This window comes from Cyclobacterium plantarum (genome assembly GCF_011290685.1).
Taxonomy (GTDB): Bacteria; Bacteroidota; Bacteroidia; order Cytophagales; family Cyclobacteriaceae; genus Cyclobacterium; species Cyclobacterium plantarum.
In genome coordinates this window covers 1-23,241 of sequence record NZ_JAANYN010000008.1, presented here as the reverse complement: position 1 = coordinate 23,241, position 23,241 = coordinate 1, and the positions used below count along the sequence as shown (strand labels likewise).

The 23,241-nt window shown below is 45.4% G+C and carries 15 protein-coding genes and 1 pseudogene; 10 read left to right on the top strand and 6 right to left on the bottom strand.

Annotation, left to right across the window (positions count from 1 at the left end; genetic code table 11):
- The first annotated feature begins 34 nt into the window (after positions 1–34).
- The 7 genes from G9Q97_RS17555 (at position 35) to G9Q97_RS17525 (ending at position 8,324) form a co-directional block, all read left to right on the top strand.
- Positions 35–466: a MarR family winged helix-turn-helix transcriptional regulator gene (locus G9Q97_RS17555; protein ID WP_166149189.1), complete on the top strand. Its 432-nt coding sequence runs from the start codon at positions 35–37 to the stop codon at positions 464–466.
- 133 nt (positions 467–599) lie between these two features.
- Entirely contained in the window at positions 600–1,052 is a 453-nt protein-coding gene (locus tag G9Q97_RS17550) for a nuclear transport factor 2 family protein (RefSeq protein WP_166149187.1), read from the top strand.
- 59 nt (positions 1,053–1,111) lie between these two features.
- Positions 1,112–1,471, top strand: a complete 360-nt coding sequence (locus G9Q97_RS17545; RefSeq protein WP_166149185.1) for a hypothetical protein — start codon at positions 1,112–1,114, stop codon at positions 1,469–1,471.
- 220 nt (positions 1,472–1,691) lie between these two features.
- The gene (locus tag G9Q97_RS17540; protein ID WP_166149183.1) at positions 1,692–3,785 is read left to right on the top strand and encodes a hypothetical protein; all 2,094 of its coding nucleotides are present in this window, start codon (positions 1,692–1,694) and stop codon (positions 3,783–3,785) included.
- A gap of 981 nt (positions 3,786–4,766) precedes the next feature.
- Entirely contained in the window at positions 4,767–5,870 is a 1,104-nt protein-coding gene (locus G9Q97_RS17535; RefSeq protein WP_166149181.1) for an acyltransferase family protein, read from the top strand.
- A 16-nt stretch (positions 5,871–5,886) separates the two neighbouring features.
- Entirely contained in the window at positions 5,887–7,134 is a 1,248-nt protein-coding gene (locus tag G9Q97_RS17530; protein ID WP_166149179.1) for an alginate lyase family protein, read from the top strand.
- A 92-nt stretch (positions 7,135–7,226) separates the two neighbouring features.
- Positions 7,227–8,324 (top strand): DUF3667 domain-containing protein, encoded by a 1,098-nt coding sequence (locus G9Q97_RS17525; RefSeq protein ID WP_166149177.1) that lies wholly within the window; start codon positions 7,227–7,229, stop codon positions 8,322–8,324.
- A 309-nt stretch (positions 8,325–8,633) separates the two neighbouring features.
- Here the strand turns inward: G9Q97_RS17525 and G9Q97_RS17520 are convergent, their stop codons facing one another.
- Positions 8,634–9,677 carry an alginate lyase family protein gene (locus G9Q97_RS17520; protein ID WP_166149175.1) on the bottom strand — a complete coding sequence of 348 codons (1,044 nt, stop codon included), beginning with the start codon at positions 9,675–9,677 and terminating at the stop codon, positions 8,634–8,636.
- A 106-nt stretch (positions 9,678–9,783) separates the two neighbouring features.
- Entirely contained in the window at positions 9,784–10,659 is an 876-nt protein-coding gene (locus G9Q97_RS17515; protein ID WP_166149173.1) for an AraC family transcriptional regulator, read from the bottom strand.
- Between the two features lie 156 nt (positions 10,660–10,815).
- On the opposite strand from G9Q97_RS17515, the gene G9Q97_RS17510 reads away from it, so the two are divergent.
- The 3 genes from G9Q97_RS17510 (at position 10,816) to G9Q97_RS17500 (ending at position 16,594) form a co-directional block, all read left to right on the top strand.
- Positions 10,816–14,313, top strand: a complete 3,498-nt coding sequence (locus G9Q97_RS17510; protein ID WP_166149171.1) for a PVC-type heme-binding CxxCH protein — start codon at positions 10,816–10,818, stop codon at positions 14,311–14,313.
- Between the two features lie 24 nt (positions 14,314–14,337).
- A complete protein-coding gene (locus G9Q97_RS17505) occupies positions 14,338–15,198 on the top strand; it encodes a sugar phosphate isomerase/epimerase family protein (protein WP_166149169.1) in 861 nt (286 codons plus the stop codon).
- A 280-nt stretch (positions 15,199–15,478) separates the two neighbouring features.
- Positions 15,479–16,594 (top strand): Gfo/Idh/MocA family protein, encoded by a 1,116-nt coding sequence (locus G9Q97_RS17500; RefSeq protein ID WP_166149167.1) that lies wholly within the window; start codon positions 15,479–15,481, stop codon positions 16,592–16,594.
- A gap of 73 nt (positions 16,595–16,667) precedes the next feature.
- Here G9Q97_RS17500 and G9Q97_RS17495 read toward each other — a convergent pair whose 3' ends face one another.
- From G9Q97_RS17495 to G9Q97_RS17480, 4 genes and pseudogenes are all read right to left on the bottom strand, one after another.
- Entirely contained in the window at positions 16,668–17,786 is a 1,119-nt protein-coding gene (locus G9Q97_RS17495) for a helix-turn-helix domain-containing protein (protein ID WP_166149165.1), read from the bottom strand.
- Positions 17,787–18,096: 310 nt separating this feature from the next.
- Entirely contained in the window at positions 18,097–19,716 is a 1,620-nt protein-coding gene (locus G9Q97_RS17490) for a gliding motility-associated C-terminal domain-containing protein (protein WP_166149163.1), read from the bottom strand.
- Between the two features lie 45 nt (positions 19,717–19,761).
- Positions 19,762–20,829 carry a fibrinogen-like YCDxxxxGGGW domain-containing protein gene (locus G9Q97_RS17485; protein WP_166149161.1) on the bottom strand — a complete coding sequence of 356 codons (1,068 nt, stop codon included), beginning with the start codon at positions 20,827–20,829 and terminating at the stop codon, positions 19,762–19,764.
- A gap of 11 nt (positions 20,830–20,840) precedes the next feature.
- Positions 20,841–23,241: pseudogene (locus G9Q97_RS17480) on the bottom strand (hypothetical protein); the annotation flags it as partial.

The window sequence follows — 23,241 nt, the reverse complement described above, 5'->3', positions numbered from 1 at the left end:
TGATTAATATTGTTGCGTATTAAACAATTGCGTAATGGAGTTTGAATTTGAATCATCATTCGGAAGAATACTTGGGGTAGCCCACACGGCCATGTTCAGGCATTTGAGCAAATTGATGAAGGAACGCCACTTGCCCATCACACCCGATCAGTTTCGCGTTTTGACCCATCTCTGGCAGCAGGACGGCTTGCAGCAAACGGCTTTGGCCTCCTGCACCAACCGCAACCGTGCCAATATTACTCGGATCATTGATATTCTTGAAAGAGAGGGCATAGTTGAGCGTAAAGATGATCCGGGAGACAGGCGGGTATTCCGGATTTACCTGACCCAAAAAGGTAAAGCACTCAAAAAAGATACCGCTGCCTGTGCGGCCCAGTCCATAGCCGATTCCTTGCAGGGGATCAGTGATTCGGAAATCGAAACCTGCAAGAAAGTCCTGCTCAAAATCAGGGAAAATGTAGGATAAAAAAATTTATTTATTTTGTTGCGTATTTATCAATTGCTTGCGTAACATAATAAACCAATCAATCGAATCAGTACACAAAAAAGGATCAGAATACCGAATAAAAACCAGTTTCCACTTTAAACATTCAATTACTATGAACATGAACACAGCGGATTTACTTGAAATCCAAAACCTGATTGCAACCTACACCATAGCTACTGACAACAAGGATGTAGCTGGCTTTATGAACTGTTGGGTTGGCCCCGAGGAATTTGAAGGCTATGACAGTGGGGCATTTGGCCACTTAAAAACCTGGGAGGAACTCCGGGACTTTGAAGCGCACCATGTGGGTGAAGGAGGCGATGCCAATGGCAAACGCCACCAGGCTACCAACATCATCATACAACCCCTCAGCGAAACGGAAGTGAGCGTAACCCATGACATGATTGTACTGGAAGTTGCCGCCATCCCTATGGTCATTGCCACCGGGAGGTACAACAACAGCAAAGTGGTGAAAACCGACAAAGGCTGGAAGTTCAAATGGAGAAAGCTCGATATTGATTCCGGCTTCTTCAAGCTGATGGAGCAATGGCAACAGCAGGCTTAATAGAATCACTTTGGGGCAAAGCTCTTGCTTTGCCCTTCTACAACTAACAACAAATTCAAATGAAACTTTTAGAAAAACATGAATCAAATGCAAGCCCGGCTAAAACCCTGGTTCTGTTTGGGGGAAGTGCCTACCGCCGGGATGAAGTAATCCGTTCCCTAATGCAAATTCCGGGACTTACTATTTACGGAGCCCTTTCGGAAGAAGAAGGAATGGCCTTGCTAACGACATTAAAACAGGTGGACCTGCTGCTTATTGGCGGTCGATACACCAACCGGCAGCGGACCCGGATCAAAGCATTTGTTCAGGCCAATTACCCGGGGATAAAAATAACGGAACCCGGAATTGATTATCCATATGACAATACAAACATTTTCAATGCAGTGAAAAGCCTGGCTGGTATGGATTTAAAACCATGAGCCTGAATGGTGCGCGGTCTTTAGGAACCTTTTTTGAAATGACCCTTTCAGCACTGATTTGGTGAAACTGGGGGTGGATTTAAATTCTAAAAGGTGTCTGTTATTCCTGTATAAGGTGATTTATCAAAAAAAACTACATTTTTCTATATATTAACGGAAAACTATTTTATTTTTATTCAAAGTATACCTGCCATTTTCCATTCTTTTAATCCAATATCCAATGAAAGCCTCCTTCCTTGTACTTTTGATTGTAGCATTTAATGCCTTGCCATTGGCCGCACAGTGTCCAAAGAAAATCGTAAAGTGGGTAGAGCAGGTCAGCCTGGATTACCCGGGAGTAGACATGAACCAGGCCAGTGCAGCAGAGATGAAGCGCATCATTTACAATTTGTACTCGGACAAATATTTTGTACCTGTATTCAAAAAAAGCATAGCGGAGGTATCGAAGAAAAAGCTGGAATACATTGTCAAAGCGGGATATTTTGGCGGCTGCAGCAGTACCATTCCCGGAAACTTATTTGAATTCTCTGCCCCTGCTGAAAATGCATTGGGGAAAAACAGAAATATCAGTGCCAATAATATGCGGGACTTCAGCTATGAAGTGGTCAAGGCAAAGGCAGGCGAACTGAGAAATATCCGAAAAGAAACTGCTGCCCTGGAAAAGAAACTAAAAGAGGAAAAAGCATCTCCTGACTTTGATTTCCTGGTGGATTGGGATCGATCCCTGAAGTCCCGGTATGCCCATTTGCTGATGCCTGCTGAAATCACTTCGCTCACAAGGCTGGTCAGCCAACATACTCAGAAAATAGCCAGTGATCAAATTGGCTTTGCCTTAGCGAAAGTCAGTATACTTGATAATGTTTATGCTTCACTCAATCCCCTGCTTTCCTTTGTAGCTGATAATGGCAGGTATTATTCCTATCTCCATGAGTCTGACAAAAAGAAAGTCGATGAGACAATAAAGAATAAAACAGGTCAAATCCTGGATGCCTGCGTAACGGCAGATATGAAGCCTTTGCCTTCCATGCAGATAAGAGAACTGAATGCCTTTTTTGAATCCTTTAACAACAAGTACCAGCGGGTATTCAATGCTGATCAGGTAAGAAAGGCGAATCAGGAAATCATTGCGGCTAAGGTGGCTTTGGTCACAAAGGAAAAAAACGAATTGTTGAGCAAGATTCAATCTGCAGAGACTGCCGCTGACCTTACCCAACTGGAGTCATTTTACCTTTCTCATATCCAATATTCGGACAATTTGGAGGTAAGTGGTTTGTATCAAATTATGGCAGACCGGCAGGAAGAAATCCGGCAGGAAAACATCCGCCGTGAAATAGCCAGGAAAGAAGCCATCAAACGGCAGCAGGAACAAGCCGAAAGAGACCGGCTACTGGCAGAGGCCGAAGCCCTGAAACAACTCGGTTTTGATTTCAACACCAATGGCTTGCAACATAGTGCCCTGTTTTTAAATATTTTTAAGGGCAATTTTGTAGATATTCCCTTCAACAGGGACGACATGAATTTTGGCACATTGATTTCGGAATACATGTATCATTATGCGCGCACCTGCTCCTCCAACCTGCCTGACAACCGTGTACAGATCTATGAAGACCAGTGCAAAACAGAATCTGTCACTACCAATGGATTTGGGGTGGAAGTCAGTCGCTATTGTGTAGATTGGGTGAAAGTACCTACGGGTTTGTATGCCGATCCCAATGTATACCAGGCCTATTCTCTGGTACAAAGCATTTTGGACAGGGATACCTTCAAGCATCTGGGCAAAATGCTGACGCAGATGGCCAGTGGGGATGGCATACAGGCCATGACAAGTATGGTAGGAGATGCCCTATCCATGAAAGCAGATCTGGCAGAACTCGTCAGGTTAAATGGCTGTGGCAATAAGGCCATGAAGAGATTTGAGGAAAACCTGATCCGTTTTGCCAATAACCAGGCCGCTTTAACAATAACCGGTGAGGTGGCAGGCAATGAAGTGGACTATAACCTGCCCCAAAACTTCAAGATCCTGATCGAAGACCTAATCTTTGAAAACTCAAAAAGCTGGGCCATGAACAAGTTTATCCGCAACAGTGTCGCGGGCGTCAGCGTCACGGCCAGGGATTCCCAAAACCGACCCAGTAACATGTCTGCCAGCTACCAGTTTGAAGGGCTGTTTGGCAGGCAACAATATTCCGTTAAAATTTCCTTCAGAGATGGGGTTCCGGACTGCCTCTATTTTCAGGATTATCCGAATACCTGCCGAACAGCCGACAGAAGGATAGTGGCTGCCTTCAGGGAAGGCAAATACATAGCCCGGTAAAGCTGTTGATCTGAAGTTTTCGAAAAAAAAATCCCCCCCTGAAAAATCAGGGCAGGCTTTGTCCCTCCGCCGCGGCGGAGGGAATTCGGGTACGAGGAGTTTACGGATTTGCACTTTAAAAACCAGTAAATCAATCTGTTTAAAAGCACATCGTCATCGCGAGCACAGTTGGCCCCTGAGCCTGTCGAAGGGAGCGATCTGAACCGGAGCGGAGTCGTATTTCCATCGGGAACCGGGAATAGGATCGAAAGGTCGCTTACGTTCCCCCTCAGGCTGCCGCGGGTGCAATGGGCTATTCGACCGAATCCAGGTCTGCACCCTACCGATGACGTATTTATTAAATATCTATAAATCAACATATTGAAAATAAACATCCTCATTCTGATTTCTGAGATTTAAAAGATGTTAAGTCAACCGATGACGTGAATAAAACCGTTCCTTAAAAAGTATAGGCCAATAATTAAATGAAGATTGACATTTGCATTCGCAAAGTGGGTTGGCCCGACAAAAAACCGGGGTGCGCAGGAGGCTTGTGGGGGGAAGGATTTTTTTGTCTTGATTTTTTGGTTCTTTTGCATCAAGGCAAAAGAACAGAGAATTAAAGGAAAATAGCTGATTTGAAGGCATAATCCTGATAAAACGACTAAATCTATATTCCCATATTTTGCAAAAAAACTTATCGTCATCCGGATTTCTGCGTTTTTTAAATAGTTAGGTCTCGCAGTGACGACACCTACCGTCACTCATGGTTAATAGCAAATCGGGTTTAAATCCTTTCCCTATCGTTTAAAACCTTTCATCCCCTGCCATTCAAATGCTTTTCTAAAAAATAAATAGAAGGAAAGGTGTATGTAAACAATTTCTCCTATTTTTACCCGAATAAAATATTGGAAAGCATGCAGTTTTGACCGGCTCATTCATTAGCATGAATCCATCACAATAATTATTTTCGCAAAAGCAGGCAAATACGCATTATAACCTATGATCGCAGCTTCACCTTCACCCAACCGAATCCTTTCCATAGATGTTTTGAGGGGATTTGATATGTTAATGATCATCTTTGCAGATCGTTTTTTCATGTCCCTTCACCGGGGCGCCGATACTCCGCTGACCCAATTTCTGGCCAATCAATTCGATCATCCGGACTGGTTTGGATCCACTTTTTATGACATCATCATGCCACTTTTCCTGTTTGTGGTGGGGGCAGTGATACCTTTTTCCCTGTCGCAGCGCATGCAGGAACAAAACACCAAAGGGCAACTTTACCGTAAACTGTTCCGGCGATTTGTTATATTATTTATCCTGGGCTGGATCGTACAGGGAAACCTTTTGGCATTGGATGCGGCACAGTTTAAGGTCTTTAGCAATACCCTGCAAGCCATTGCTGTCGGCTATGTTTTTTCCTGCCTGGCCTTTATCCACCTGAGCAAAAACGGCAGGTACTTGTTGTTTGCTTTTTGCCTGGTTGCCTATGCCTTGCTGCTTACCCTTCCTAATGTCCCCGGAGTAGGAAGAAGCACCCTTTTGCCGGACCAGAATTTTGCCTTGTATGTGGACCGACTGGTATTTGGTCCCTTTGACGATGGTTTGCAATACACCTGGCTATTGTCTGGATTGGGATTTACGGCTACCACCCTGTCCGGATTGTTTGCCGGAGAATGGATCAAGTCAGACATGCCCCGCAAAAAAGTAGCCAGTTACCTGGTAATAGCTGGTTTGATAGCCCTGAGTTTGGGATTGATCTGGGGCATCTGGCACCCCATTGTCAAAAAAATATGGACCAGCTCCTTTGTGCTGGCCTCCTCTGGTGTTTGCTACCTTTTGCTGGCCGCTTTTTACTGGATTATCGATGTGAAGGGAAAAACAGGCTGGATTTTTCCGCTGAAAGTAATCGGCATGAACGCCATCACAGCCTATGTACTTTCCCATGTGATTGATTTTCCCGGTATAGCAGAAGACCTGCTTTTTGGTCTGGAGCAATACAGTGAAGCCTGGTATCCGGTATGGACCAGTATAGGCGGTTTCGTGATCCTGTATATCCTGCTCTGGTACATGTACAAGAAAAACACCTTTATAAAGGTATAGCCTAATCCTTAAAAAAATGAAACCAATGGACTTCACGCATCACAGGCCTATCAAATGCCTTTGGTTTACCCAAATTACCATTTTACTGTTGATTGCCAGCTTTTCTCAAAGTGGCTTGGCGCAAAACAAGGGAACCATTGGTGTGCTGGTATCTCCTGCAGAACTGGCCGAAATCAAAGGCAAAGCCAGGGAAGGAATAGTTCCTTACCATCAGAACCTGGGGGAATTCCTCTACTTTACCGACAGCCTGATGCATGCTGCTTCCCAGTGGCAGGAACTGTCCGGAGAGGTGATTGTCCACGGCAGGAGTTCCAGTGATCCCATACAAATAAGTTCCACCGGAGGCAAACTGGTCTACGGCACCGCTCTGGCCTGGCACCTTACGGGGGAAGAAAAATATGCGGAAAAATCCAGAGAGCTGATTCTGGACCTCACGGATACATATGGCTACCGGAATGATGCCGAAGACAGCTTTCACTGGGGTGCACAGGGGATATTGAATTTAGCCCGTGGAGGTACTCCTTACATTTATGCCGCAGACCTGCTGGAATCCTGGCCGGGATGGTCGCAAAAAGACAAGCTACAATACCAGATTTGGTTGCGGGACATCATGTATCCCAAAGTAGCCTGGGCAAGCCGCTGGCGGAAAAACAATTGGGGGGTGGCTGGTTCCTTTTCCTCAGCCCTTATCGCCTGGTACCTGAGAGATCACCCAGACTGGCAGCTGAAAGAAATCAGCCCCAAGGTCCAAATACTCAGCCCGGAGGACGCTTTTGCCTCCCACAACCGGTACCAGATCGGCCGTTTGCTGACCAGCGATGAATGGAAAATGGATGGAAAGGTAGACCAATGGGGGATTTTACCCAACGGTGCCATTCCGGAGGAAATCAGGCGTGGTGATGATCCCATAGACGGAGATCACCTGCCCTCGGACGGTAGCGGTACGCACTATACCATGACTTTTATAGAGCACCTTACAGCCCATGCGGAATTTCTACGGAGACAAGGCGATACCAGGCTATACGACCATATCGCCAAAGATGGATCCGGATCGCTCCTGCAGGCGTATTTGTTTGTGGTCGATAACCCGATAAAATCACACTGCTTCACTTCCAACCGGATCAATGCAATGTATTTTGCCTATGATTACTACCGGCACCCTGCCCTGCTTTCTTCCCTGAAGCAATGCGGTCCGGGGAATATCTCCGGACAGCGGCTGGCACTTTTTGGCAGGCTTACCAGACCCCTGACCAAAACCCAGTGACCAAACCTGAGAAATAGCAATCAAACCTTTATCTTTAAGCTCAAAGCCATCAAAGACCCAAATAAAAATCAAAGGCAGGTAGCAATTATCATTTGATTCGAAGTATTTTTGCCGTCAATACCATTGTTTATTTACAAATGCCGGTGAAGCAACAGCGAAAACTCGATCATTGTCTGAATTGTGGCAAACCTTTGCCTGAAAGGGAAAATTACTGCCCCAATTGTGGGCAGGAAAACAAGGATGAAAAAGTTCCAGTAGGCATTTTCATCGAAGAATTGCTCACCAGCCTTTTCAGCTTTGACGGCAGGTTTTTGCAAACCCTGGCTGCCTTTTTTTTCCAACCGGGTAAACTGACGAAATCCTTCAATGAGGGGCATCGCAAAAAATATACCCACCCCATCAGGCTTTATCTGGTGTTTTCTTTGTTCTATTTCTTCATGATTGGCTTTCTGATCCCAAAAGACTTTTTTGACAGGATCCTGAATGCAGGACAGCCAACCAATATGCCCACCTACCAGGAAATAATCAAACAGCAAAGCGGAGAACCCGGGCCGGCAGATAGCGCCCGTATCGAAGAAGCCCTGAGAAAAGCGGTTGAAATCCAGTCGGAACATTTTTCAAATGAATCTCCCGAAGACAGCAGTACCTACAGGCAAAATTATTCCTGGAAAGCACTCCGTTTTCTATCCATTGATCCGGCAGTGAGTACGGAAAAATTTGGGCATGCACTGGACAGCAGCGCCTATACTTTTGACGTTGGACTTTCCCTGCAAAAAAAGCGGGACCTGGTGGCCCATTCCAATTTATTCCTGATTCAGGTAGCCAAAAACCTGCCCCTGATGATGCTCCTTTTACTCCCGTTTTTTGCCTTTTTTATCCATCTCTTATATGCCAATCGGTCAGTCTTTTACATGGAAAACCTGATTCTTGGCTTTCACCTGCATGCCTTTGCCTATGCCATTTACGGCATAGTGATTCTTTTGATGTTTTTTGGGGGAATCCAAAGCGGCTGGTTTATTGTCGGGGCATTTGTATTGGTTACAAGCTACGCTTACCTCGCCCTTCTAAAAATATACCGGCAGCACTGGTTCAAAACCCTGATCAAATTCTGGATACTCGGGGGCCTTTACCTGGCAGTATTGCTCAGCGGAATGGCAGGGGAATTGTACCTTTCCCTGCTGCTACTTTGATCTGTACCCCCTATTGATCCGACAGAAACGGATGTTGCCTGCCAGGGATATTTTTCATCTCTTCGGGAAGGAAAAACATATCTCGCCCCGTCAGGGCTGGGATTTACATCATGGATTTTGACACAGGGCTTCACCCTGTGCTTTGGTGTTGCGCACTTTCAGTGCTGGGATTTGCATCATTGGATAAGGTAAATGATGTTACAATTGATTAACCCTTAACTACCACCGTTGAGTCCGGCAAAAAGATAAAATTACAAATAGCCAGCTAAAAAAAGACTGGCCAGTAACCGGTACCAGAACAATTATCGCCTAATCCAATAACGCAGCTATTTGACACAATGGCAAATCACACTGATCAATGCGGTATTTATCATCAAAATATGCTGCCAGGGCCATGGTTTCGTAGGCTTTTTCAGGCTTATAAGCGACCCCCGGTTGGTATTTTTCCAATCCTGCCGCAGCCCTTTCCTGATCCAGCTTAACTTTTGAATTTTGCCATTGCCGGTAAATTTTCTCCCCTTTGGCATAAGGCAGCACATAATCCATAGAACGGGCCACAGAGGCCCCATCAGCTGATTCCCGGTAGAAAAAGTCCTTTCCACGACCTGCTTCATGCTCTAAAGTAATTAAAAATTGGAGAAGGGGTTTTAACCCGCTCACATGGTAGCTTAAGGCATCCCTCTGCCGTATATCTGCACTGCTCCCGTCGGCAAAAAGGGCTTTTTCCACATAGTAAGCCGCTTTTTCCTCCGCCCAGGAAACAAGCTTGTCATCTTCCAGCAACAAACCTATGCTCCCCACCAGATTAATGCGCTTGGTTTCCCAGTTATTTAAAGGAACCCGGTCATTCCCGATTTCAGCCCTTGCCATTTCTCTCAACCAGGTTTCCATCATGTTTTGCTGCCGGCTTTCCATATGCGGTTTCACAAAGGGATAGGCATAAACGATCGGAAGCAATTTATTCTCATTAATCGGGTTGCCGGTAGGTTGGAACTTATCTGCCCAGGCAAGGCTAAAATCCATCATCTTTTTCAGGCTATGGGCATCTCCAAAAAAGGCATGGTGCCAATAAAAAAGGGCCAGCTTATCCATGTCTTCCAAATGGCGGACTGTTTCAATGCGGGAAGGGTTATTGTCCAGTAATCCTTCATAATGTATTTCAAGGAGCGGATCAGGTTCGTCCTCCCCAATGTCCGCAAGGGCTGCCTGCAATTCTTTCCGGATGGATACAGGTACTTCCCTGGAATCCAATGATTTTAGTGCTTTAGGGTGCAGCAGGGTTCCGAAATCAGGGTAGATGGCACCGACCTGCAGGAAAATAAATGCGTACAAAACAGTTGAAATCAGCATCATGGTTATCTGGTTTTGGTATAGCTGAACTTAAATTTAAAGCTTTTTCAATGCTTAAATAAAAAAACCTAAAAAATACCTTGGGGAGGATAATTCGGAACCTAAAGATTTAATCAAAACGATGGATAAAATCCTTTTTGTACGCCAGCGGTGTCATGTTCATTTTCTCTTTGAATTGCCGGTTGAAATTCGACAGGGTATTGAAGCCACTTTCATAGCTGACCTCACTGATATTCAGGTTTTCCTTGTGCAACAGCTTGCAGGCATGGCTGATCCTCACCTCAGATAAAAAATCAGAGTAGGATTTATTCATCCTGGACCGAAAATACCTGGAAAAGGAACTGCTGCTCATGTTGATCAGTCCTGCCACTTCCTCCAGCTTGATGGGCTGCTGAAAATGATCCATCACAAAGGCATATACCTTACTCATCCGGTCCTTTTCGGATTCCTTGTTGGCATTGATATACCCTGCCCTTACGATGGGATTCACCTCATTGGAGCGGGCCATCAGCAGTAAAATTTTCAATAAACCAATGATTTTATCCAAACCTTTTTGCTCCAAAAGCCTGATCAGTAAAGGCCTGATGCTTTCATTGGTCCCTCCATGAATTTCCAGCCCAAGGGCAGCTTTTCCCAACAATCCCTGCAGTTCCTCAAATTCTTCCTTTTGCAGCAAATCCTGCCCGATGAAGTTTTCAGGAAAATACACCACAATCCCATGGGTCATCAATTGGCTGTCTTTGTCAAAGTATTCCTGGTCATTCCGCCACAGGTGGGGTAAATTAGGCCCTGTGAAGACCAGGTCATGTTCTTTAAAGCTACGCATGTCATCGCCTACAAAACGGGTACCTCTGCCTTTCAAAACCAAAAACAGCTGGTATTCCGGGTGGAAATGCCAGTTTTTATCAAAATTAGGCGCGATTAATTCCTTTATCACGAAGGCATTCTGCTCAGGAATTCGGGATTTTTGGAATGCTTTTTTCAACAGCTAGTTACTTTATGCAATAAATAGAGCTAAATATACGTAAAAATGACAAAATACAGTCACAATTAGATAAAAAACAGTAAGAAATACACTTATAAATCACTCAAATTAGTAGATTGAAACAATAAGACAATAAGTACCCAAACAATAATTACAATGAAGTATATCGGGTTAATCACTGTAGCCATGCTCCTGATGATGGGATGTGGTGGCAACTCTTCCAAAATCGAACTCTCGGATGGACCCCGAAGGGCAGAAATCCTGTTCCTCGGCCATGAGAGTACTCACCACAATTCCGAAAAACTAATGCCTGGCCTGGCCAGACACCTTTTTCAGCAAGGTATCAACCTCACCTATACGGCCGATCCTGATGACCTGAATGCCGAAAAACTCAGGCTCTACGATGGCCTGATGATCTATGCCAACCATGACGAAATTACAGCCGAACAAGAAAAGGCCTTAAAGGAATATGTGGAAGGGGGCAAAGCTTTGATTCCCCTACACAGTGCTTCCTTTTGTTTTCGAAATTCCGATTGGTTTGTGGAAACGGTCGGAGGGCAATTCTCCTCCCACGGTACCGGAGATTTCACGGCCAGCATTACCGATTCCTCTCACCCTGTGATGGAAGGCATTTCCGAATTTGAAACCTGGGATGAAACCTATGTACACAGCGAACTTAACGAGGACATGACCGTTCTTATGGAACGCGTAGAAGGAGATCACAGAGAACCTTACACCTGGGTCAGGGAGCAGGGAAAAGGCAGGGTATTCTACACCGCCTACGGACATGATGAGCGAACCTGGAATCAGCCTGAATTCCTGGAATTGGTTGCCAATGGCGTTTTGTGGGCCGTTGGGAAGGAAGTTGCCCAGCAAGTGGCCGATTATGATATTCCCCAAACGGTGTTTGAAGATGCAGTAATCCCCAATTACGAAAACCGGGATCCTGCGCCAAGATATCAACTCCCCCTCTCCCCGGAAGAATCCATGAAGCTGGTGCAGGTGCCAGTGGGCTTTGAATTGCAGTTGTTTGCTTCCGAGCCGGATATCATCAATCCCATGGCCATGTGTTGGGATGACAAGGGACGTTTGTATGTGATAGAAACCACCGATTACCCCAATGAGGTCAGACAGGAAGGTGGTGATGATAAAATTAAAATCCTGGAGGATACCGACGGCGATGGTAAAGCAGATAAAATCACGGTATTTGCAGAAGGCCTGAATATCCCTACCAGTATGGTGTATGTCAATGGAGGCATATTGATATCCATGGCACCTGATTTTGTGTTTTTGAAAGATACTGATGGCGATGACAAGGCAGACCAGCGGGAGACCATCATTACCGGATGGGGCAAAAGCGACACCCATGCCGGACCCTCCAACCTGCGTTATGGCTTTGACAACAAAATCTGGGGGGTATTGGGCTATTCCGGTTTCCGGGGCGAAATAGACGACAAACCCTTTTCCTTCAGTCAGGGCGTTTACCGTTTCGATCCGGATGGGACAGATTTTGAATTTCTGGGCAATACCAGCAACAATACCTGGGGCCTGGGTTTTACTGAGGAAAACAATGTATTCATTTCTACAGCCAACGGTCAGCACAGTGCTTACCTGGCCATGCCTGGAAAATACGTCAGGAGGCCTGTTCATGGAGGATCCGTCAATGCCGTGCACGGTATTGATTCCCATTATGACATGCCTCACCTGACGCCTTTTTTGAGGCAGGTTGACTGGCATGGCGGCTACACCGCGGCCGCGGGACATCACTTTTATACCGCAAGAAATTTTCCCAAATCTTACTGGAACAGGGTAGCCTTTGTAGCAGAACCCACCGGCAGGGTATTGCACAATGCCATCATCGAAAAGGATGGCTCTGGGTTCGTAGAGAAAAATGGCTTCAATATCCTGGCCAGTTCAGACGAATGGTTTTCTCCCGTACATGCGGAAGTAGGTCCTGACGGGGCCTTATGGATTGCCGATTGGTACAATTTTATCATACAGCATAACCCCACCCCTAAAGGTTTTGAAAATGGGGAGGGAAATGCCTACATCAATCCCATGCGGGACAGGGAGCATGGCAGGATCTACAGAATGGTTTATAAAGGATCGGATAATTACCAGACCATGGACATTGATCCCTCCGGTAACGCTGACCTGATAAGCGGATTGAAAAGTGACAACATGTTTTGGCGCATGACTGCCCAAAAACTGATTGTTGAAAACCAGAACACCAGCATTACCAATGAATTATTAAAATTGGTGGACAATACATCTGTGGATGAAATCGGGCTAAACAGTCCTGCTGTGCATGCTTTGTGGGCCTTGCACGGAACCGGGGCACTGGATGGTAGCAATGAAGCTGCATTGGAGGTCGTCACCCGGGCATTAAACCATCCTGCTGCAGGAGTGCGAAAAAATGCCCTGATGGTATTGCCCAGAGACCAGCAGGTTTTGCAGGCCATTCTGGATGCCAACTTACTCAATGACCCGGATCTGAATACCAGGAAAGCGGCATTTCTGGCCGTTGCAGATATGCCCACATCGGATGCAGCATCCAAACTAATCCTGGAAGCCAGCAATGACGCCAACAATTCCACCGATGATTACCTGCCCCAGGCCATATTTGCCGCAGTATTGAGCCATCCACAATCATTCAATGAGTTGTCCGGAACTATTCTGGATGTCAACAAACCGGATTCCCTGATGACCTTGGGGGAAAAAGTAACCAAGAGTCTTGTCGAGGAACAATACAGTCTCGACAGGCGGGCAGGTATTCCCTACCCGCCGGAAATAGCCGGAAAGGAAATTCATGTTCAAGCGACCATCAGTAAGGCAGATGAGGCACTTGAGGGTGTCATTCTCGCTCAGGGCAACGCAGAAAACGGCTATAGTCTTTACATTCAAAATAACAGGATCTACTGGTTGGTGAAACAGGCCGGAAAAACCTATCAGGCTACCTCCAGAGGTGCACTACCGGAACAGCAGTTTGAACTGAAAGCCAGCTTGCTGGAAAATGGTAATATGGCCATCAGTATAGATGATAAACAAGTTGGTTCGGCGATGGCCCCCGGTTTGTTTTCCAAAACACTTAGCCCGGATAGAGTCAGAATCGGCCATGACAACATGGGCTCCGATCAGGTGGGTAGCTATCCCGACCGGTATTATTTCAGGGGAAGAATGAGTAGCCGTACTTCACACCTGAATTTAAAAGTCCCTGCAGGTGGCGATGGCGAAAGCAGCACAGCATCAGCTGAGGTAGCTTCTGGCAGTACTGCCGGAGCTGTGACCATCAAGATGGGGGTGATTCAGCATGAAATGAAATTCGATAAACCAACTTTCACCGTTAAGGCAGGACAGCAGGTAACCATAGATTTTGTCAACGATGACTTCATGCAGCACAACCTGCTGATCGGAAAGGCTGGTAGCCTGGAAACCATTGGAAAGGCAGCCGATGCACTGGCCCGGGATCCAAATGGAATGGAAATGAATTTCGTACCCAAAATCCCTGAAGTGCTGGCGGCTACTCCGCTGGTCAATCCTGAAACGAGCGAGAGCCTGGTATTTACTGCTCCCACAGAACCAGGAGAATACCCTTACCTTTGTACTGTTCCCGGACATTGGAGGATCATGAACGGCATCATGATTGTAGAATAATTTTTTTCAACAAAACCCAAGAATATGGCTTTAGACATAAAATTAGGTGTTACTACCTGGCTATGGACCTCCCCTTTTGGATCCGAATCGGTATCCCTTTTTCCAAAAATCAGAAAAATGGGCTATGATGCCGTGGAAATCCCGGTGGAGGACCCCTTGCTGATCGACACAGGGATAGTTAAGAAGGCTCTTGCAGACAATGGATTGAAACCCATTATTTGCGGTGCTTTTGGTCCCGGAAGAGACCTCACTCACGAAGATCCCTCCTTTCACAAAACCAGTTTTGATTATATCCAACAGTGCCTGCACATCAGTGCGGAGCTGGGAGCCTCCTTTGTGGCGGGTCCCATGTATTCAGCTGTGGGAAAGGCCCGGCTTGTATCCCCGGAGCAAAAAAAGATAGAATGGGACAGGGCGGTCAGCAACCTTTACAAGGTATGTCAAATGGCCGAATCGGCCGGGCAGGAAATTGCGCTGGAAGCATTGAACCGCTTTGAAACCGACCTGATCAATACCACAGCTGACCTAATGAGGCTGATTGCCGACATCAACCATCCTGCAGCCAAAGTGTTGTTGGATGGTTTTCACATGAACATAGAAGAACCTGATATAGAAAAAGCTATCGAACAGGCAGGAGACAAGCTGATCCATGTGCAGGTATCCGAGAATTACCGGGGCACTCCGGGAACAGGACAAACACGATGGGATGCTTACAAAAGGGGGCTGGAAAAAGCAAATTATTCCGGCACCGTCACCATAGAAAGTTTTACGCCTGAAATCAAAGAGTTGGCCGGAGCCGTCTGTATCTGGAGGCCTTTGGCAGAAAGCCAGGATGCTTTCGCTGCCGATGGCTACAAATTTCTTAAATCCTGGGCGGCAGACTGAAACCTGCCAACCGCATAAGTTAAGTTTCATTCCTTGATTGAAAGCAGCTGGAAGCAGTATATGCCCTTACAGATCGATTTAAATTTTGATTGTATTTTCCAAATGATAGTGCTTGTTCGTTTGCTGACGACCTCCAGTTAGGTACAAATTACCACGGGTTGAATCCCCTGGTTAATAAGAGAATAATATGCAGTTTTGGCGAAATTTTTGCTTTTTCATGCAAAAATTGTGACAAAACGGGAATTGCGAATCATGAGTTTCATAAAATAATAATTATACCATGACTGACAAAAAATTAAACATCGCCATAATCGGCTTGGGTTTTGGAGCAGAGTTTATCCCCATTTACCAAAAGCATCCCCTGGCCAATATGTATGCCATTTGCCAGAGAAATGAAGAAAAGTTAAACGAAATCGGAGATGCTTTTGGCATAGAAAAGCGGTACAGCGACTATGATGAACTATTAAAGGATCCGGATATTGATGCCGTACATATCAATACTCCCATTCAGGCACATGCCGAGCAATCCCTGAAAGCGCTGAGGGCAGGGAAACACGTGGCTTGTACCGTACCTATGGCTACTACAGTAGAAGAATGCCGGCAGATCGTAGAAGAAACCGAAAAGTCCGGACTTACCTACATGATGATGGAAACGGTCATTTACAGCAGGGAATTCCTCTTTGTCAAAGAGATGTATGAAAAGGGTGAAATGGGCAAACTGCAATTTCTCCGTGCCAGCCACCAGCAGGAGATGGCGGGATGGCCGGGCTATTGGGAAGGTTTGCCTCCCATGCACTATGCCACTCACTGCGTAGGTCCGGTACTTGCATTACCGCAAGGACAAGCGGAATATGTTTCTTGTTTTGGCTCCGGAAGGATAGACGAAAATTTGATAGAAAAATATGGCTCACCCTTTGCGATAGAAACCTGTCATATCAAGCTAAAAGACTCTGATTTATCGGCAGAGGTTACCCGATCTCTTTTCAACACTGCCAGGCAATACCGGGAGAGTTTTGATGCCTACGGTTCTGAAAAATCCTTTGAATGGACCCTGATAGAGCATGAAGACAGTGTGGTGCATACCGGAGAAGAACCTGCTAAAGTAAAAATACCAGACTATGGCCACCTTTTACCCGATGAAATAGCTGGTTTTACCCAACAAGGGGTTTATGATTCCGATGAAAACCAGCACCTTTCCTTTATTCAGGGAGCGGGTCATGGAGGCTCCCATCCCCACCTGGTGCATGAGTTTCTTACAGCTTTACATGAAGGAAGGGCACCCTATCCGGATGCCCGCCAATCAGCAAATATCACCTGTGTGGGCATTTTGGCGCATGAATCAGCCATGAAAGGCGGCGAAATCAGGAAATTGCCTGAGTTTACTTTGAAAAGTTAAAGTTATAAACCATCAAAAGGGGCCTGTGCATTTGATGCCAGGCCTTTTTATTTTTGGTATGGATCAGATACTCCTATCCTCCTGATGGTAAATTTTCCTGAAAATCTTTCCAGTATTCACTGGGACTTATTCCTTTTTCCTTTTTGAAAGCGTTGAAAAAAGTTATTCTGGAATTAAATCCAGATTGTGCTGCCAATGCCTCCATCGTAAAATTATCCAGGTATCCCGATTCGATGAGTTGGATGGCATGTGTTATCCGATATTGGTTCAGCAATTCATTAAACCTTTTACCAAAATCCTTATTGATTACCTGAGACACCAGGTTTTTGGGTATTCCAAGAAGTTTGGAAAATTCGGCCAGTTCCAGTCCGCTTGCCAGGTATACCTTTTTCTCCGCCAATAGACTGATGATACGCTCTTTTATCGGAGACACTGTATCTTCTTCCGGGGCATTACTTCTCCTTGCTTTAAATGACATGCTTTCTCCTGTAATCGGAAGTGCTCTTCCCTGTCTGCGAACAGAGATTTTGGCCTTTTCTTCCGACCGAAAGGTCCGGTCAGGCTTGAAATTAATGTAAAGGTTTAATAAAAGCAGTCCTACCAGGGAGAGTTTTCGGAGCAGGGAATCAAAACCTTCCGAAGTCGCTATTTGGTAAAAACTCAGGAACTCCACCACCAAAAAGGAAAACTGAAAAAGCACTATCCACCCCATGCAAATCATCGCTATCGCCAGCCCATTTTTTGAGGAAGCCTTGAGGGCATCTTTAAAAAAACGTGGTTTCAAGCTGTGTATCCAATACAGCAGGTAACAGTAATACCCTGTCTGCAGTAAAATTCGTGCGGAATAATGGACACGTATGGGTATCCATCCACTTGCTATGCGGTCTATTTGATTGGGGTCGGCAACTGCCATCGACACCGTTTCAAGTTTGAATGTGGACGTTGCCAGAAAATAGGGGATTAAATCCAGGTAATGGATCACAACCGGAAGAAAATGCAACCAATCACTTCTTCTCCAATCACTTGTTTTTTCCAGGGAATTTCTGACATAAACATAAAACAAGGGAGCACACAAATATATCAAAGGGCTCATTATCCGTAGCATGTAGGGCATGTCCAAAATATACCCTGCCTCTATCCATAAAAAATATACCAGCAGAAAAATATTGTAAAGGAATAAAGACTTGTCCAAAAACCGATCGTTTGATCGATTGTAAAAGTCTTTGGCAAAGAGCATCAAACTATTGAATACTCCTATTGACAGTAAAATTATAATAAGAAGAAGCCCAATTTCCATCTGTACCCAGCAAAAAGCAAAAATTTTGTCAATTATACAGAGAATTGACTAGTAAATAACCAGGATTGCGCTAAAAGTACTATTTTTCGGAGCTGTTTTTCTTCCAATCAAAGCTAATCCCATCCTTTTCATCGGGATGCATTCTTTCAATAGAAGCTCACTGCATTACATGAATGATGAAAAAATGACAGAAATCCATACAAGTTTACTGCATCAGCAAATTTAGTATTCCTTTTCTAATGGTATTAAATTCCCCGATTTCGATGGTCCAGAAATAGGTACCAACAGGAAGGACTTTTCCGTTTGAGGTTCCATCCCACTTTTTGTCTGGATTTTCGGTATAAAAAATTCTTTTTCCGCTTCGTTCAAACACCTGGATCCTCACTCCCGAAAAATACCTTAATTCGGGCACCCACCAGGAATCGTTGATCCCATCTCCGTTTGGGCTAAACGTATTGTTTACGGGAATATCATCACTATCGGGCCGGTGCCTGGTGATTTCGAAAAATTTATCCAGAAAATTCCCATCTCTATCTTTAACCCGTACGATAATCGTAAAAGTGGTCTTACCTGCTGCGCTTGATTGACTTTTCCATACCAGGGTATTTCCCTTTATTTCAAATAAAAGGTTATCATAGCCCTCATTCAGCAGTTTTATCCAATGCACATCATCAAAACTGTCTACAACAGAAAATGCTCCGACTTCGTAATTTGAGGAGCCGCTGACAACGGTGAATTCGCTATTAGTCAATAGAATATCTTCCGGGGCTGCCTTAGGGAGCACCTCGACCAACATCTCGGGAATTATTATATAGGGATTAAAAATCCCATCCGGTAAGTCAATCTGGCCATTTACCTTGTAAGTTCCATGTGAATAAACATCAACCATTTGAGGCTTCCAAAGGATTGGAATCTGCTCCAGTCTACCACTTCCCGTCATAGCCAGAATACTGTCCTGTAAATCATGCATCCAGCCGGTATCTCCCCATTCAATTGTCCGATGAAGATCGTCCAGGATAGAAATAAGGGATCGGTTATAGGTATAATCGGGAATGCCATCACTGTTACTATCCAGATAATCCATTTTATTATTGGGGTCTGTTTGATCAAGCATTTCAATATAGTCCGGAACCCCATCTCCGTCAAGATCTGAATAACTACCTGCATTGCTCCAGCTGGTGAGTTCTTTCAATTCCTGAACATCTGGAACTTCGTCAAAGTCACTGTCGGTAGTGATGGTTTTTATGGTGAATTGATTGCTTTCTGACCAGGTATTAAAATTTTCGTAACCTACACGAGTACCTGAAATTGGAACAGGAAGCATTTGCCAATCGCCTTCTGATTTGCTTACCAGAGCTTTCAACACAAAGGGCTTTGGTTCAATACCTTCTTCCCATTCAAAAAAAAGGTTGGTTCCGGATTTTTTATCTGTAGCCACAGGATCAATAGACCAGGTAAAGGGTAAAGATTGGTCTGAAGGCAGGGATTGCATTCCAACAGCAAAGGCGGCACCTTCCTGATGAGCCGTCAATTTAACGATCGTCTTGCTGCTAATTCCTACTGGCAATTCATAGGTTTCTCCTGATACCAACCCACCGGTTAGCAACCTTGCCTCCGGGCTTTTCACCTGGATATAGGTAGATTCCCTTAATTGAATCCCGGCTGGGTGAATCAACCGGCTGCGATCTTTCAGTTGGATCCCTGGCGTGCTCAAGCCCAAACCTCCTTCCTTAATACTGACTAGCGCATTGCCCCTCAAAGTCATTTCTTGGGCATTTGCCGTAAGGATAAAAAGTATCAAAATCAATCCTAAAAATCCTTTCATTTTCTATATTCAATTGATATCGTGAATAAGCTCTATTTAATTCCGCTACCTAACCCAGTACCAAATTACCGCTGGTGTGGGGTTCTCTGAACTCATCCAGGGAGCGGTCCTCCAATTTGAATGACTTGTGACCAATGTTCCCCACCAATTCCCTGTACCATCATCTGTTGTGATAAAGGCATTATTATGTGTAGACCTCCAAGGCATACGCGGTTGTAATGAATTGTGTTCGGCCAGGCTATACCTATAATTATCAAATCTGATATTTCTGGTAATGTCGGTTTGAGAATTGTTCGTTTTTACGAAAGTATATTCCTGGTTAGCCGTGAAAATTCCACCCCACCTGTTTCTGGAAGAAGCCTCCAGCATGTATTGAAAGCCAACGGCACTCCTTTTTATGGCATCTGCCCAGGCAATGATGGAATAATTGGCGGACAAGGAAGCTGAATTTTGGTTGCGTAGAATCGCATTGCTAAAGGTCCATCCTGAATAACCTACATTACACATGATCAGTGTCCAGCCTCCGCCATCAGTTGTCATATCCGCATAAATCCGAAAAGGCTCCCCGCCATTTATCGTAGGATGAGCGATCCAATAATAGCCGTCTTCCGATTCCGGATAATCCTGTTTTATTTGGTAGGCGCTGGTAGAAGCCGTTTCCATGCTTAACCCGTCATTAAACCGAATCCTCTTTTTCTCTCCATAGAAGCTTAATCCTAACGATCCCCCTCTTCTACCATTGGCATCCACATAGCTGTTCCCTGAATCGACAGTTTCCCCAAAGGAATTGGTAACAAGAATATGGTCTACAGTCAGGGTGGTACTGATGGATCCACTGAAAAAATCACCCGCAGCAGCTTGGGTGGCGGTGATGGTGGTTTCTCCAGGATTTATGATTTGTACCGTAAAGCCGGAAACAGTGGCCACCAAAGCATTACTGCTGGTAAAGGAAAATTCCCCTTCACTATCACTTGATGGAGGACTGATTTCAAAACTATCTTCAAAAGTATTCTTTATAAGGGGATTGAAATCTCCAAATTCGGGGTTGAAGGTTTGTGCCACCGCCCCGGAAACCAGACTAAAAATTGAGAAAAACAGGATTACTTTTTTCATGGGATCCATCATTAATAATAATAGTCAAATTGAACCCTATCTCCTGTGGTCAACGCATAATTCCCATTATTTGTCGCTGTATAGGTTAAGGTAGATCCCGAAATTGAATAAGCAGTGTTGCTGATCCGAATACCATTCACATACATTTTGACTTTACTGTTTACAGAAGGAGTTTGTGTCAAGGTGAAATTTGTTTGAGCCGTGGTTGCACTGAATTCATCTGCTACTTCTCTAATCGGAGCGGCAGGATTAGTCCAGGACGTCTCTCCGGCACCGTCCGTCATCAATACCTGGCCATTGCTACCGTCAGTATTCGTATAGGTTACGGTGCCAGCTGTTAGCGTACCGCTGGTTTTAACATTGGTAATAGCAGCGTTTCCCAGCTGGATCGTGTTACTGGCTGACACAATAGCATTAAAACCAATAACGATCGAATTAGAAATACCATCGGTTGCGACATTGGCATTCGTCCCAATTCCTGTATTTGACGAACCTGTCTGATTGTCCTTCAAGGCCTGACTGCCCACAGCGACATTATCTGAGCCCGACGTATTATTTGAGAGGGGAATATAACCAATGCTTGTATTGCCATTCCCGCTGGAATTAGCCGCTAATGCACCTCTTCCTATACCCGTATTGGCATAACCTTCATTTAAATTTAAGGCTGCAAGTCCTATTGCCGTATTTGAATTTTCGTTGTGATTTCCACGACCTACCGTAATATCATTGATCATGATATCGGAAGCGAACCGTTTTACCCCTCCAACAGTTTGATTAGAGGTCAAATCCATAAATTTTGAAGCCGATGCAGCTGCAGTAACAAACGCAGTTGTTGCTATTTGAGAAGTATTTGTCCCTGCTTCTGCCGTAGGAGCAGTAGGCGTACCCATCAGCGCAGGTGACGCCAAAGGCGCTTTTGAATTTATAAGGTCCTTATTCTCTTTGATGATGGCATCCAATACCTGGTCGGCCTGGGAAAGCGAGGAAACACCTGAAATATAGTTGGCACTACTACTTGCTAAATAACTACCATTTGCGTCAAATCCCGAAGCTCCCTTGATGGTCTGAATTTCTGTTCTTAGGTTAGTTGTAGTGGTATTGATTACTTCTATATCATCTGCATTTTCCTTTATATGGATATCCAGTAAATCGTCCGCTTGAGAAAGCGATGAAGCGCTTGCTATATAGGTGCCATCAATATTCGGTTTGTAGGTGCCATCTGCATTTAATCCGCCCCCACCAATGATGGCTGCTGCCTTAATAAGAACTGGATTCAGTTGCACATCCACGTAATCCTTTACCGCTTTGGCGCTGGTATATTTGATATCGGATGCCCCGTCTGTGGTGATATCTGTGGACTTATTGGAAAGGTCTTCCTTTTCAGCTTCCGCGGACTGGGCACGGGCGGTTTCCGTAGCAATGGCGGTTTCCAAAGTGGCATCACTGGCAATTCGATCGGCCGTTTCAGTGGTCAGCGCGGTTTCTATAGTGGCATCTCCGGATGCGCGTGCCGCCGTTTCGGTGCTTAGATCTGCAATAAGAGTCGCCTCCGCTGCTTCAGCCCGGTCAGTTTCGGCGGTAATGGCCGTTTCTAAACTGTTATCGGCCGCCTGCCGAGCACTGCTTTCAGTGGACAGGTCAGCGGACAACTGGTTCTCTGCTCCTTCCGCACGGCTTGTTTCTGTGGCTATGGCTGCTTCCAGTACGCCTTCTGCAGCCAGGGCACGGGCAATTTCTTCATTCAAGGCGGTCTGGTTACCGGAGGCAGAAGCATCTACGTAATCCTTTACCGCTTTGGCGCTGGTATATTTGATATCGGATCCCCCGTCCGTGGTAATATCGGTGGACTTATTGGAAAGGTTCTCTTTTCCGGCTTCCGCGGCCTGGGCTCGGACGGTTTCAGTGGCAATGGCAGTTTCTAAAGTCGCATCACTGGCGGTTCTTTCGGATGTTTCAGTTTCCAGTGCAGTTGTTAAGCTGAGGTCTGCTGTCTTTCTTTCCTCTGTTTCGGTGATCAGATCAGCAATAATCGTCGCTTCTGCTGCTTCTGCCCGTTCGGTTTCGGCGGTTATGGCCAGGTCTAAATTGGTATCGGCCGCCTGTCTGGCGCTGCTTTCACTGGACAGGTCAGCGGACAACTGGTTCTCTGCCCCTTCCGCACGGCTTGTTTCTACTGCAATAGCTGTTTCCAGTGCAGTATCTGCTGCTAGTCTTTCGCTGGATTCGGTATTCAGACCGGCTACAATCCCGGCTTCTGCTACTTCTGCCCGTTCGGTTTCGGCGGTTATGGCCAGGTCCAAATTGGTATCCGCCGCCTGCCGAACACTGCTTTCAGTGGACAGGTCAGCGGACAACTGGTTCTCTGCTCCTTCCGCACGGCTTGTTTCTGTTGCTATGGCTGTTTCCAATACC

Bases quoted from the DNA above. Each gene is read 5' to 3' on its own strand.
- G9Q97_RS17505 (WP_166149169.1), top strand. From the start codon at position 14,338: ATGGCTTTAGACATAAAATTAGGTGTTACTACCTGGCTATGGACCTCC.
- G9Q97_RS17500 (WP_166149167.1), top strand. From the start codon at position 15,479: ATGACTGACAAAAAATTAAACATCGCCATAATCGGCTTGGGTTTTGGA.
- G9Q97_RS17510 (WP_166149171.1), top strand. From the start codon at position 10,816: ATGAAGTATATCGGGTTAATCACTGTAGCCATGCTCCTGATGATGGGA.
- G9Q97_RS17550 (WP_166149187.1), top strand. From the start codon at position 600: ATGAACATGAACACAGCGGATTTACTTGAAATCCAAAACCTGATTGCA.
- G9Q97_RS17555 (WP_166149189.1), top strand. From the start codon at position 35: ATGGAGTTTGAATTTGAATCATCATTCGGAAGAATACTTGGGGTAGCC.
- G9Q97_RS17540 (WP_166149183.1), top strand. From the start codon at position 1,692: ATGAAAGCCTCCTTCCTTGTACTTTTGATTGTAGCATTTAATGCCTTG.
- G9Q97_RS17545 (WP_166149185.1), top strand. From the start codon at position 1,112: ATGAAACTTTTAGAAAAACATGAATCAAATGCAAGCCCGGCTAAAACC.
- G9Q97_RS17520 (WP_166149175.1), bottom strand. From the start codon at position 9,677: ATGATGCTGATTTCAACTGTTTTGTACGCATTTATTTTCCTGCAGGTC.
- G9Q97_RS17485 (WP_166149161.1), bottom strand. From the start codon at position 20,829: ATGAAAAAAGTAATCCTGTTTTTCTCAATTTTTAGTCTGGTTTCCGGG.
- G9Q97_RS17530 (WP_166149179.1), top strand. From the start codon at position 5,887: ATGAAACCAATGGACTTCACGCATCACAGGCCTATCAAATGCCTTTGG.
- G9Q97_RS17535 (WP_166149181.1), top strand. From the start codon at position 4,767: ATGATCGCAGCTTCACCTTCACCCAACCGAATCCTTTCCATAGATGTT.
- G9Q97_RS17490 (WP_166149163.1), bottom strand. From the start codon at position 19,716: ATGAAAGGATTTTTAGGATTGATTTTGATACTTTTTATCCTTACGGCA.